The sequence below is a fragment of the Pseudomonas fluorescens NCIMB 11764 genome (assembly GCF_000293885.2).
GTDB classification, from domain to species: Bacteria; Pseudomonadota; Gammaproteobacteria; order Pseudomonadales; family Pseudomonadaceae; genus Aquipseudomonas; species Aquipseudomonas fluorescens_B.
In genome coordinates this window covers 6372948-6385885 of sequence record NZ_CP010945.1, presented here as the reverse complement: position 1 = coordinate 6385885, position 12938 = coordinate 6372948, and the positions used below count along the sequence as shown (strand labels likewise).

The 12938-nt window shown below is 60.4% G+C and carries 12 protein-coding genes; 7 read left to right on the top strand and 5 right to left on the bottom strand.

Annotated elements, in window-relative coordinates; all coding sequences use genetic code 11:
- Nucleotides 1-30: 30 nt before the first annotated feature.
- A complete protein-coding gene (locus tag B723_RS29020; RefSeq protein WP_017340157.1) occupies nt 31-474 on the top strand; it encodes a hotdog fold thioesterase in 444 nt (147 codons plus the stop codon).
- A gap of 30 nt (nt 475-504) precedes the next feature.
- On the opposite strand, the gene B723_RS29015 is transcribed toward B723_RS29020, so the two are convergent.
- Entirely contained in the window at nt 505-3486 is a 2982-nt protein-coding gene (locus tag B723_RS29015) for an RHS repeat-associated core domain-containing protein (protein WP_017340156.1), read from the bottom strand.
- Between the two features lie 204 nt (nt 3487-3690).
- On the opposite strand from B723_RS29015, the gene B723_RS29010 reads away from it, so the two are divergent.
- The 5 genes from B723_RS29010 to B723_RS28990 all read left to right on the top strand — a co-directional run bounded on the left by B723_RS29010 (nt 3691) and on the right by B723_RS28990 (nt 7998).
- Nucleotides 3691-4497, top strand: a complete 807-nt coding sequence (locus tag B723_RS29010) for an alpha/beta fold hydrolase (RefSeq protein ID WP_017340155.1) — start codon at nt 3691-3693, stop codon at nt 4495-4497.
- The gene (locus B723_RS29005) at nt 4494-5348 is read left to right on the top strand and encodes an alpha/beta hydrolase (protein ID WP_017340154.1); all 855 of its coding nucleotides are present in this window, start codon (nt 4494-4496) and stop codon (nt 5346-5348) included. The genes B723_RS29010 and B723_RS29005 overlap by 4 nt, the downstream gene beginning before the upstream one ends.
- A 50-nt stretch (nt 5349-5398) precedes the next feature.
- Nucleotides 5399-6058, top strand: a complete 660-nt coding sequence (locus B723_RS29000) for a glutathione S-transferase family protein (RefSeq protein ID WP_017340153.1) — start codon at nt 5399-5401, stop codon at nt 6056-6058.
- Nucleotides 6059-6066: 8 nt separating this feature from the next.
- On the top strand, nt 6067-6873 hold the full coding sequence (locus B723_RS28995) for a DUF4892 domain-containing protein (RefSeq protein ID WP_017340152.1): 807 nt from the start codon (nt 6067-6069) through the stop codon (nt 6871-6873).
- Between the two features lie 69 nt (nt 6874-6942).
- Nucleotides 6943-7998, top strand: coding sequence for an AI-2E family transporter (locus tag B723_RS28990; protein ID WP_017340151.1), 1056 nt, complete (start codon nt 6943-6945; stop codon nt 7996-7998).
- Between the two features lie 152 nt (nt 7999-8150).
- Here B723_RS28990 and xopAW read toward each other — a convergent pair whose 3' ends face one another.
- From xopAW to B723_RS28975, 3 genes are all read right to left on the bottom strand, one after another.
- Nucleotides 8151-8795 (bottom strand): XopAW family type III secretion system calcium-binding effector, encoded by a 645-nt coding sequence (gene xopAW / locus B723_RS28985; RefSeq protein WP_017340150.1) that lies wholly within the window; start codon nt 8793-8795, stop codon nt 8151-8153.
- A gap of 138 nt (nt 8796-8933) precedes the next feature.
- Nucleotides 8934-9983: a sensor histidine kinase gene (locus tag B723_RS28980; RefSeq protein WP_017340149.1), complete on the bottom strand. Its 1050-nt coding sequence runs from the start codon at nt 9981-9983 to the stop codon at nt 8934-8936.
- Nucleotides 9983-10741, bottom strand: a complete 759-nt coding sequence (locus B723_RS28975) for a response regulator (RefSeq protein WP_017340148.1) — start codon at nt 10739-10741, stop codon at nt 9983-9985. The genes B723_RS28980 and B723_RS28975 overlap by 1 nt, the downstream gene beginning before the upstream one ends.
- 293 nt (nt 10742-11034) lie before the next feature.
- On the opposite strand from B723_RS28975, the gene pyrF reads away from it, so the two are divergent.
- Nucleotides 11035-11733, top strand: a complete 699-nt coding sequence (gene pyrF, locus B723_RS28970; RefSeq protein WP_008029289.1) for an orotidine-5'-phosphate decarboxylase — start codon at nt 11035-11037, stop codon at nt 11731-11733.
- A gap of 139 nt (nt 11734-11872) precedes the next feature.
- Here pyrF and B723_RS28965 read toward each other — a convergent pair whose 3' ends face one another.
- Nucleotides 11873-12877: an NADP-dependent oxidoreductase gene (locus tag B723_RS28965; protein WP_017340146.1), complete on the bottom strand. Its 1005-nt coding sequence runs from the start codon at nt 12875-12877 to the stop codon at nt 11873-11875.
- Nucleotides 12878-12938 lie beyond the last annotated feature (61 nt).

Below are 12938 nucleotides of genomic sequence, written 5' to 3'. Positions count from 1 at the left end.
CACCAATAAAACCAACAAAGGATGTCAGCAATGAGTTTGTGGCGTACCACTCCCAACATCGAGCAGTTGAACGCAATCCAGAAAAACACCATTGGCGAAGTGCTGGATATCCGCTTCGAAGCCTTCGATGAAGAGTCGCTGACGGCGAGCATGGTCATCGACCACCGTACCCACCAGCCTTACGGCCTGCTGCACGGCGGGGCCTCGGTGGTGCTGGCTGAAACCGTCGGCTCCATGGCCAGCTATCTGTGCATCGACGCGAGCAAGTTTTACTGCGTGGGCCTGGAAATCAACGCCAACCATTTGCGTGGGCTGCGCAGCGGGCGGGTGACTGCGGTGGCCAAGCCGATTCACATCGGGCGCACCACGCATGTCTGGGATATACGGCTGACCAGCGATGAGGGCAAGGCCAGTTGTGTGTCGCGGTTGACCATGGCGGTGGTGGCGTTGGGGGACACGCCGCCAGGAAAATAACCTGCGGATCCACACGGGATGGGCTGGTCATTAACTCGACGAGCCTCTGTGTCTGATCGTCATGGGAATGTCATGGCCGTTGGGCAGATCGGGATGGTAGCTCTCACCGATCGCCGGGGTGAAGTTGTCCAGAGTGAAGTCACCGTCACCAATTTGGAACAGTTCAGCGGTGCCGCGCTGCACATGCTGACCTAGCAATGTTCGAACGGTGGTATACGCGCTCAAGGTGCTCTGCAACCCCATAGTGAGGTTGGGGTTCGTTATAGAATCAGTCAGCGGTGATGATAAGTACGTCAGCGAAGCTGTAACACTCGTTGCGGCTGTACGGGTAAAGAGTCCGTACATCAACTCCCAAAGCCTTGGCACTTGCAGTCGATTTGTTCCCCGGGTATAGGTTCCGCCCAAAAACGCATTGATTGTGATGGTGGAAGCTGCGTCGATACCTTCGACGGTAGCACTGATGAACAGTCCTACCACGGCCGACGTTTCGGCTCGAGCTGCTCCTGTGCCGAACAGTGCGGATCCATAAACCAATGCACGGAAAAACGCGCTAAGTGCGGAGGGTGGCAACGTCACTCGCGGGCCCAGTTCCGCGTTCGTTCTCTGGGCAGCCTCTCTCGTGAGGTTCCCCGATGCAGAAGTAATGAAAGCGATTGCGGTCGTGTTCAATTCGCCCGGATCACTCCAATATGCATAAAGAGGGATAGCGCCTCCAAACACTGCTCCCACCAACCCTCCCAGGCCTGCTGCCACCCGTTGAGTGGTTCGATTGTTTGTGTAACGGGACGCCATTTGGCTTCCTGCCCCCATCCCCATGGATCCCCAAGCCATCGCTCCTACACCGGTGCCCAGCACCGTCATGGCGAGGTTGACACCAGGATCGACACTTCGGCCATCCGAGCCCTCCGTTTCACTGCTCGCCAATTCAGCAATTCCCATTGCCGTTCCCCATCGAACAAAACCGCCAACAAGAGAGGCTGAAAAATCTCGTCCGAACGATGCCGCTGCTGCGCCAGTCACCTGATTTGACGTGATCAATCCTTGAAGATCGACGTGCCCCACCGGATTGCCATGGACCATGGCGAACAGGTTCAACCCATCGACGACACCACTCGGATCCGCATTCAGCCACCGCTGGCACCACGGCACGTAATAACGATACCCGTAGTAATACAGCCCTGTGGCATCCCGTTGCTGCCCCGAATAACGAATCGTTTTATAACTGGCTTCCAGCTTGTTCCTCCCGGCCCACCAGCAGGTTCCGCCGAAGGGATAGTAGCTTTCCCATGCAATCAGTCTGGCGGCTCCATCCACCTCGACGGTGCTGGAGTTCAAATGATCGGTGAAATTGTAGCGATGCTGATGCTGGGGAATATCTGATGCTGGTCGTTTCTCCCAATGAAGCACCTGCACCGTGCCGCGCCCGGCCTTGACCGTGATGACGTGGAGAATTTCGTCAGGGGACGTACGAATTTCCAGACCCGGCAGGTAGCGGGTTTCGTGCGTACGGGTCAATGTGCCGGTGTAGGCCTGGCGGATTTTGCGCAGGCGTTGGCCGCTGCCGTCGTAGAGGTAAAACTCGATGTCGTCTGGCTCATCCTCACGCACCACTTGGTCTACCTGGCGCAACCGATTGCCCGGATCCCAACGCAGACCTTGTCCCGGTTGAAGACTGGTGCGGTTGCCGTTGACGTCATAACCGGCGGCAATCTCGTTCTCGTCGGGCAGCTCGCCATTGGCTTTTTGCGGCAGATTGCGATTATTGGAACGGGCGATGGCCGTGCGTTCGGTACGGTTTCCACTGTCCGCCTGATGCTGCATGACCTCCAGGTTGCCGGCCTTGTCGTAGGAGTAGAGGCGTGTGTAGTTTTCCAGTTGCCCCGGATCCGGAACGGGCTGGAAGGCCGGTAATTGCGGCCCGCCTGGGGCGTTGCGAAGCTGCCGGCCGCTGGCTTCTATCAGTCGATAGAGACTGTCGTAGCGGTAGCGATCAGTGGGTTCGATTCGCTGGTTGCGGTGATAGTGAATCAGATTGGCAGCATCCGTCAGACAAACAATATTGCCCACCGCGTCATACTCGTAGGTCACCTGTTGCAGGGCTGGCTGGCCCTCCACGTATGCTTTCAGCCGGTCAAGTCGGCCATCTTCGTGCCGAAACGTCGCGCACGAAATGACACCGTTTCCTGCGCGTTGGTGTTCGACCAGGCCGAAGGCGTTGTACTGGATGTCGCTGACCAGCGTATTTTCTTTGGTCTGCCCGGTCAGCGTGAGGCGGATTTCCTTCAGCTCGCCGGCGCAGTTCTGACTGGATGCCTGAACATTGCCTTTCGCATCGGTCTGCCTGACCGGCTCGCCTGCCGCATTGCAGTGAATGCGGGTGACAGCGGATTCATCCTCAAGAAAAGCATCGCACTCGTCCTCGGTTTCGGGCCAGTCCACGGACCATAGCGGATCGTCGACAAACGTACGGCTGTGTACCAGCGGCGTGCCGGCGAGGCCGAATTCAATGAAGCGCAAAGAACCTGCGGTGTCGTCCTGTCGAATCAACTGACCGCGCCGGTTATGTGATTCATCGGCGCTGTTGTCGGCATAGGCATACCTCGCGATGCAACGTTGTGGTCCACCGTGGGCGCTTTCAAATGCGGCGATTGGCCGACGTTGCCCGTCGTAACGCACCTGGCTTTGACTGAGCTTCTGATCCCAACCCTCAACGCCTTGCCCATCTTCGCCGAGCAATCCCAGACGCCATCCAGCATCACCGTTTTCGGACAGCAGCACGGCCCCCGACAAACTGACCACATTGAGTTGATTGGCTGCCGACCGGCCTTCCAGGTGCAAGAGAAACAGCCGTGGATCGCGGCTTAGTACTGCACGCCCGGCAACGCTGTGGATCTGCTGGGTGATGCAGCTTTCCGGCGCTTGCGCACCGTCGCGCCGGTGATACGCCACTTCGCGCACGCCCAGTCTCCGAGCGTCGATCACTTCGATGGCGGGTGTGTTTGCATGAGTCATGGCGGGCGTTGTCTGAGGTTTGGCGATTCCGTTTTTATCCTCGTCATGGGGCCCGATAGTCAACTGTCAGAAATAACAGGTACAGGCAAGAACAGGGGTTATAGGCATGGCGCGACTGTCATCATTCCTGGCAGTTACAGTCATTGCGGATCCCGGCGGGCTTGCGGACAATCGAGCTCTGTTTTCGTTGATGGATCGGCCGGTATGTCGCAGCAGATATTTTTCGCCCACGCCAATGGCTTTCCCTCGGGAACCTACGGCAAGTTGTTCACGGCGTTGGCGCCTGAGTATCAGGTCGCGCACTTGCAGCAGCACGCCCACGACCCGCGTTTCCCGGCGGACGACAACTGGAGCAACCTGGTGGACGAGCTGATTCATCACCTGGAGCAGCAGCCGGAACCGGTGTGGGGGGTGGGCCATTCCTTTGGTGGCGTGCTGCACCTGCACGCGGCGTTGCGTTGCCCCGAACTGTATCGTGGCGTGGTGATGCTCGATTCGCCGGTGCTGACCCGTGCCGATCAATGGGTCATCCGTGCCGCCAAGCGCTTCGGTTTTATCGACCGCCTGACCCCGGCCGGTCGGACGTTGGGGCGGCGGGAAGAGTTCACCGATCTGGAAGCTGCCCGATTGTATTTCGCTGGAAAAACCCTGTTTCGCAGCTTCGACCCGGAATGTTTCGACGCTTACCTGCAACACGGTCTGCACAAGGTTGGCGACAAACTGCGCCTGCGTTTCGACCCTGCCACGGAAATCAGCATCTACCGTGGCGTGCCCCACACCAGCCCCGGCCGGGCACGGCAGCTGAAAGTGCCACTGGCGGTGGTGCGTGGCCACAAGAGTCGGGTTGTGATGCGCCATCACGCCAGTTCCGTCGGGCGCATGCCGTTGGGCGAATCCCTGACCATGCCCGGCGGGCACATGTTTCCCCTCGAACGCCCACAGGACACCGCCACGCTGCTGAAAAACCTGTTCAGCCGCTGGGAAGGTCGCCGGCAGCAGGATCACGCATGAGTCATGTCGTTGAAGAAGTCCGCCTGAGCCTGCCGCACATCGAGCTGGCAGCGCACCTGTTTGGCCCCGAAGACGGCTTGCCGGTGATTGCCTTGCACGGCTGGCTGGACAACGCCAACAGCTTTGCCCGGTTGGCGCCGAAGCTCAAAGGGCTGCGCATCATTGCGCTGGACATGGCCGGTCACGGTCATTCCGGGCATCGGCCGCCCGGCGCCGGTTATGCAATGTGGGACTACGCCCACGACGTGCTGCAAGTCGCCGAACAGCTTGGCTTGAAGCGTTTTGCGCTGATGGGGCACTCCATGGGCGCAATCGCTTCGTTGATCATCGCCGGTTCGCTACCGGAACGTGTCACCCATCTGGCCTTGATAGACGGCATCATTCCTCCTACAGACAAAGGCGAAAATGCAGCCGAGCGCATGGGCATGGCCCTGCAAGCGCAACTGGATCTGCGGGAAAAACGCAAACCGGTCTACAACACCCTCGACCGCGCCATCGAAGCGCGCATGAAAGGGCTGGTCGCCGTCAGCCGCGAAGCCGCCGAACTGCTGGCCCAGCGTGGCTTGATGCCAGTGCCGGGCGGCTACACCTGGCGGACCGACAACCGTCTGACGCTGCCGTCGCCGCTGCGTCTGACCACTGAACAGGCCATGGCCTTCGTCCAGCGGGTCAGCTGTCCTGCGCTGCTGGTCGTCGCGGGTGACGGCATGCTCGCCAAACATCCCGAGCTGCTGGAGCGTCTACCCTTTAGCCATGAACAGCTGCCTGGCGGTCATCATTTGCACCTGAATGACGAATCCGGTGCCGACCTTGTCGCAGACTGTTTCAATCGGTTCTTCGCCGTTCCTTGACTTGCGCCGGGCAACTGTCGAGGCTGGGCGGGTTGAAATGGGAGACAACCATGATAGATCTCTACACCGCTGCGACCCCGAATGGCCACAAGGTCTCTATCGTGCTCGAGGAACTCGGCCTGCCCTACACGGTGCACGCCTTGAGTTTCGACAAGAAGGAACAGAAGTCCGCGGACTTCCTCAAGATCAACCCCAATGGGCGCATCCCGGCGATTGTCGACCGCGCCAACGGCGATTTTGCCGTGTTCGAATCCGGCGCGATCCTGATCTACCTCGCTGAAATGACCGGCAAACTGCTGCCTCTGGACCCCAAGGGGCGTTCGGTGGTGCTGCAGTGGCTGATGTTCCAGATGGGGGGAATCGGCCCGATGCAGGGTCAGGCCAACGTGTTTTTCCGTTACTTTCCGGAGAAACTCCAGGGCGCCATCGACCGCTATCAGCATGAAACCCGTCGCCTGTATGAAGTGCTCGACACGCGCCTGCAAGACGTGGAATTTCTGGCTGGTGATTACAGCATTGCCGACATCGCCACTTATCCATGGGTGCGCGGCCACGAGTGGTCAGGTGTCGCCGTGGACGGCTTGACGGCCCTGCAGGGCTGGATGGCGACTATGGAAGCGCGTCCGGCGGTGCAGCGAGGTTTGCTCGTTCCCGAACGCATCGACGATGCCAGCGTCATCAAGGGTGCCCAGGCCATGCTGATCCGATGAGTTTATCCATGCGTTCAATCAGTCTGCTGGCGCTGTGTTGTTTCAGTCCTCTGGTGTTTGCCGCCGATGTGCCGGGCAGTCAGGACCTGCCGATCGTGCCGCGGGTGACCGATTCGCAGATCGTCGACTATCGCCCGGCGGTCGAACTCGAGCGGATCTATCCGCTCGGTTCAATCCGCAAGATCAGCGGCCAGCTGCGTTTCGACGGCCAGGTCAGCGCCCGCGGGCAAACCACTTCGGTGACCTACGAGTTGCCACCGGAGCATTCGTCAATCGAAGCGTTTACCATCGCTCGCGAAGCCTTGCAGAAGCAGGACGCGCAGTTGCTGTTCTGGTGCCAGGCCCGTGATTGCGGTGAAAGCAGCCTGTGGGCCAATGAAGTCTTCGGCAATGCCAAGCTCTATGGCGCTGATGATCAGCAGGCCTATCTGCTGTTGCGGTTGGCCGCGCCAAAGGACAACACCCTCGTGGCGCTGTACAGCATCACTCGCGGCAATCGCAAAGCCTATCTGCACGTCGAACAGTTCGACGCGGCTGCACCGCTGGGCGATCTGCTGCCAACCTCCGCAACGTTGTTGCGAGAGCTCAAAAGCACTGGTGAACTCGACTTTCCGAAATTGACCGATGCGCCTGACGAGACCTGGCTGCGCTTGCTCTCGCGCGGCCTGAACCTGGATACGACCCTGCGGGTCAGCGTTTCCGGACCCAATGCCGAAGCCTGGCGTCAGGCATTGATGAGCCAGGGCGTACGGTCGGCGCGAATGGAGACGGGCAGCGTCGAAGGCTCTGGCTTGCACATCGAGCTGTTGCGATAAGTTGTATCAGGCGAACGCGCTGGCCGCGTTCGCCTATTCTTTTGCGAACTGACATTTTTCGAGATTCGGATGATCAATAACGATCGGCTGTTGGTGCAGATCCTGCTCCTGGTGCTGTTTGGCGCGAGCCTCTGGGTGATGGCCCCGTTCTGGTCGGCCATGTTCTGGGGCGCGGTGCTGGCGTTCGCCAGTTGGCCGCTGATGCGTTTGCTGACCCATTGGCTCAAAGGTCGCGAATCCCTGGCGGCGGCATTGCTGACCCTGGGCTGGATGTTGGTGGTGGCGTTGCCGCTGGTGTGGCTGGGTTTCAACCTGGCAGACCATGTGCGAGACGCCACGGCGTTCATCAAGGATGTGCAAATGGATGGCTTGCCCGAGGCTCCGACCTGGCTGGGCAGTATTCCTCTTGTAGGCGAACGGCTGGTGGCGATCTGGAACAGCATCGATCAGCAAGGCGCGGCAATGATGGTGGCGCTCAAACCTTATCTGGGGCAGGTCGGTAACTGGCTGCTGGCGCGCAGTGCACAGATTGGCGGCGGCATTCTCGAGCTGACGCTGAGCATTGTGTTCGTGTTCTTTTTCTACCGGGACGGGCCGCGACTGGCGGCGTTTGTCCACAGCCTGCTGCAGCGGTTGATCGGGGATCGCGCCGGTTACTACATCGAATTGGTGGCGGGTACGGTGCAGCGGGTGGTGAATGGTGTGATCGGGACGGCGGCTGCCCAGGCGGTGCTGGCGTTGATCGGCTTCCTGATTGCCGGAGTGCCTGGCGCGCTGGTGCTTGGCATTGTCACCTTCATGCTCAGCCTGATTCCCATGGGGCCGCCGTTGGTGTGGATACCGGCGACCGCCTGGCTGGCCTGGAAGGGCGAGTACGGGATGGCAGTATTCCTCGGGATCTGGGGCACCTTCATCATCAGCGGGGTCGACAATGTGCTCAAGCCTTACCTGATCAGTCGCGGCGGGAATTTGCCGTTGGTGATCGTGCTGTTGGGGGTGTTTGGCGGGTTGATCGCTTTTGGCTTCATCGGCCTGTTTATCGGGCCGACGTTGTTGGCCGTGGCGTATAGCCTGTTGACCGACTGGAGCAAGAGTCAGGCGCGGGTGGAAGATCGCCGTCCTTAAGCCTTAAGCCTTAAGCCTTAAGCCTTAAGCCTTGAGTCGAGGCGAATGGCCCCTTCGCGGGCAAGCCCGCTTCCGCAAGGATCGAGGTGAACACATCATCTGTGAGCACTACGAAATCTGAGGGAGCGGGCTTGCCCGCGAAACTTTTGACTTTAAGTCGCCACGTTCAGGTACTTGCCCACCGTCGCCACCTTGTCGAGCGAGTACTGCTTGCTCAGGTTGGCGATCATTTTGTTCAGCGCTTCCGTCACGTTCGCCTGATCGGTGGAGCTGTCGCCATTTTTCTCGCGACCGGCCTGCAAGGCAGCGTTCAATTCGTCGCTGCTGACGCCGCCACTGCTGTCGCTATCCAAGACCTTGAACAACGCAGCACTGGTGTCGGTGCTTGTCGATGAGGTGCTGTCGCTGGCCTGCAACGCGCTGCTCAGTTCGTCACCGCTGATGGCGCCGTCGCCATCGGCGTCCAGAGCACTGACCAGCGCATCGGCCAGTTCGGTGGCCGGTGCCTGATCACGCGGCGGTGGCGGAGGAGGCGCCATCGCGGCTATTTCTTCGTTGCTCAGGCTGCCGCTGTCGTCACTGTCCAGGTCGGCGAAGTTTTTACTCAGGCTGACCAGCAAACCGTCATCGGACTTCTCCGACAGGGCGCTTTTGAGCTCGTCCTGATCCACCGAGCCATCGCTGTTGGTGTCGAGTTTGGCGAGCAGTTCTTTCTGGAATTGCTGGCTGCGGGCGCTGCTGGTAGTGGTGCTGGCGGTGCTGTTATAGCTCGTGTAGTTGCTGACGCTACCGATCATTGGGCTCACTCCCTGGAATGGAAAGCCGGCGGGTGCACCGGCTTATGCAGCGTCAGGGAGCAAGTTGTCGTGGGTATGTGGAGTTTGTACCGAGTGCTACACACAGGTCTGCGGCCAGACACAGACCCTGTGTCTGGCTCAGGTGCGAGGCAGACGGATAACCGCGGTCAAACCGCCACCTCGGGTTTCTTCCAGCGTCAATTGCCCACCCAGCCGTTCAGCCGCCTCGCGCGCAATGGTCATCCCCAGCCCGACACCACCGGAGTTGCGATTACGCGAACCTTCGAGGCGAAAGAAAGGTTCAAACACGGCTTCGCGTTTATCCGCGGCGATCCCCGGTCCATGGTCGATCACCCGAATCACCAGGTGTTCGCGATGGTCTTCAAGCGTGATCTGCGCCTGCCCGGCATAACGCAGGGCGTTGTCCAGCAAGTTGTTGATGCACGAGCGCAGGGCCATCGGCTGGACCTGCAACGGTGCGCAGTGGCCGTTGGCCTGGACATCAGAACCCTGGTCCTGGGCATTTTCGCTCAGGGATTCGACCAGCGCCTGCACGTCCATCCATTGCGGGGCCTCGCTGGTACGCTGTTCGTGCAGGTAGGTGAGGGTGGCGTCGAGCATGCTGATCATGTCGTCCAGATCCTGGCGCATCTGACCTTGCAGTTTGTTGTCGTCGATCTGTTCCAGTCGCAGCTTGAGCCGGGACAGCGGCGTGCGCAGGTCATGGGAGACCGCGCCGAGCATCCGCGAACGCTGCTGCATCTGTTCGATGATGCGTTTTTGCATCAGGTTGAAGGTGTAGGCCGCCTGCCGGGATTCCCGTGGGCCGGACTCGTCCAGCGGTGGGCTGTCGAGGTTTTCGCTCAGGCGCTCGGCGGCGTCGCTCAGGCGCTGGATCGGCCGACTCAGCAGTTTTGCGCCGTACCAGGCCGCAATGATCAGCGAAATCAGCTGGAATGTAAGTGGCACCAGCGGCCCGCCGAACCAGGGCCGCGGTGGCCGCTTGTCGAATCGCGGGTCCATCGGCGGGCGTTGTCCGTCAAGACCTTGGGAGAACTCCGGCGGTGGCGGCGGCGGAGGTGGGCCGTAATGATGAAACCAGGCAAACGCGAGCAGATGCGCCAGGATAATCGCCACCAGCAGCACGCCAAACAGGCGGCCGAACAGCGTATCGAAGCGCGCACGCATCAGCCGATGTCTCGGGCGTCGAACAGGTAACCCTCACCGCGAACGGTCTTGATCAACTGCGGGGCTTTCGGGTCGTCCCCGAGTTTCTGGCGCAGACGCGAGACCAGCAGGTCGATGCTGCGATCAAAGGCTTCGATCGAGCGACCACGCGCTGCATCCAGCAACTGTTCGCGACTGAGCACCCGGCGCGGCCGTTCGATGAACACCCACAGCAAGCGGAATTCGGCGTTGGACAGCGGAACCACCAGGCCATCCGCCGCGATCAATTGGCGCAGGACGCTGTTCAGGCGCCAGTTGTCGAAGCGAACGTTCGCACGCTGTTCGGTGCGGTCGTCGCGCACTCGCCGCAGAATGGTCTGAATCCGCGCGACCAGTTCTCGGGGTTCGAACGGCTTGGCCATGTAGTCGTCGGCGCCGAGTTCCAGGCCGATGATCCGGTCGGTGGGTTCGCAGCGTGCGGTGAGCATCAGGATCGGGATGTCCGATTCGGCGCGCAGCCAGCGGCACAGTGACAGACCGTCTTCACCGGGCAGCATCAGGTCAAGCACCACCACGTCGAAATGCTCGGCTTGCAGCGCCAGACGCATGGCGGCGCCATCGGTGACGCCGCTGGCGTGGATGTTGAACCGGGCCAGGTAGTCGATCATCAGTTCGCGGATCGGGACGTCATCGTCGACGATCAGCGCGCGAATGCTCCAGCGCTTGTCGTCGCCGGGCGCTTTTTGATCGTCGTTCAAGGGGGCTTGGGTGCTGTGCATGCGTGCGTTCATCTGCCAGGTAGGCTGCCAACCACAAAGATAGGCTGCGAGGTTGTGGCTTCAGCATAGGCGTCCGGCCCTGAGGCGGGAAGTGCTGTAAGGACGTGTTGCGGCTGCCGAGGGTAGCGGACAAGGGTGTTGCGGGCGTGTCGTGTGTGTATCGGTCTCGACACAATCGGCGAACGGGCTAGTCTTGGCTGAGCGCCGACGACGATTTACCGATCATCGGGTCCCGCAGCCGCGCTGGTTCCGCTACAATGCGCGCCGATTTCGTCCTGCCTGAGAGCCCGCACATGTCCGTCTGCCAGACTCCTATCATCGTCGCCCTGGATTTCCCCACCCGTGACGCCGCACTGAAGCTGGCCGATCAGTTGGACCCGAAACTGTGCCGGGTCAAAGTCGGCAAGGAACTGTTCACCAGCTGCGCGTCGGAAATCGTCGGCACCTTGCGCGACAAGGGTTTCGAAGTGTTCCTCGACCTCAAGTTCCACGACATCCCGAACACCACCGCCATGGCGGTAAAGGCTGCGGCGGAAATGGGCGTGTGGATGGTCAACGTCCATTGCTCCGGCGGTCTGCGCATGATGGCTGCCTGCCGTGAAGTGCTGGACCAGCGCAGCGGCCCGAAACCGCTGCTGATCGGCGTGACCGTGCTGACCAGCATGGAGCGTGAAGACCTGGCAGGCATTGGTCTGGACATCGAACCGCAGGAGCAGGTGCTGCGCCTGGCGGCACTCGCGGAAAAAGCCGGGATGGACGGTCTGGTGTGCTCGGCACTGGAAGCCCAGGCCTTGAAATCGGCTCACCCGTCGTTACAGCTGGTGACCCCGGGGATTCGTCCGGCGGGCAGCGCCCAGGACGATCAACGCCGCATCCTGACCCCGCGTCAGGCGCTGGATGCCGGTTCCGACTACCTGGTGATCGGCCGTCCGATCAGCCAGGCGGCGGATCCGGCCAAGGCGTTGGCAGACGTAGTGGCCGAAATCGCCTGACCAAACGCTGAAGATCCCATGTGGGAGCGAGCCTGCTCGCGATGAGGGAGTATCAGTCGACATCAATGTTGTCTGATATACCGCTATCGCCGAGCCGGTCTCGCTCCCACATTTTTTTGTGGACACTTCGGTAACTGCGTTAAACCTTCAGCACCAACTTCCCGAAGTTCTCTCCGCTGAACAATTTCATCAGCGTCTCCGGGAACGTCTCCAGCCCTTCAACAATGTCTTCCTTGCTCTTGAGCTGCCCCTTGGCCATCCAGCCGGCCATTTCCTGTCCGGCAGCGGCGAACTGCGCGGCATAGTCCATCACCACAAAGCCCTCCATCCGTGCGCGGTTCACCAACAGCGACAGGTAGTTGGCGGGCCCTTTGACCGCTTCCTTGTTGTTGTACTGGCTGATGGCGCCGCAAATCACCACCCGTGCCTTCATGTTCAGGCGACTCAGCACCGCATCGAGGATATCGCCGCCGACGTTATCGAAATAAACGTCGACGCCTTTCGGGCATTCACGCTTGAGGCCGGCGACGACATCTTCGTTCTTGTAATCGATGGCGCCGTCAAAACCCAGTTCGTCGATGAGGAACTTGCACTTGTCCGCGCCGCCCGCGATGCCGATCACACGGCAACCTTTGATCTTGGCAATCTGCCCGGCAATACTGCCCACCGCCCCGGCTGCACCGGACAGCACCACCGTGTCGCCTTCTTTTGGCGCACCGACATCGAGCAGGGCAAAGTAGGCGGTCATCCCGGTCATGCCCAGTGCGGACAGATAAACCGGGAGCGGTGCCAGTTTCGGATCGACCTTGTAGAAACCGCGCGGCTCGCCAAGGAAATAATCCTGCACCCCCAGGGCGCCATTGACATAGTCACCGACCGCAAAACCTGGATTGTTCGACGCCACGACTTTGCCTACGCCCAATGCGCGCATGACCTCGCCGATACCAACCGGCGGAATGTAGGACTTGCCTTCGTTCATCCAGCCACGCATGGCCGGGTCCAGGGACAAATATTCGTTTTTGACCAGGATCTGACCCGCGGCCGGCTCTCCGACCGGTACTTCCTGATAGGTGAACGTCTCGCGGGTAGCCGCGCCCACCGGACGTTTGGCAAGCAGGAACTGGCGATTGGTCTGGGTAGTCATGACAGGCACTCAAGATGAATGAAGTCTTGTTGATAGACCTTCATGGACCGCCCCGCAAGTT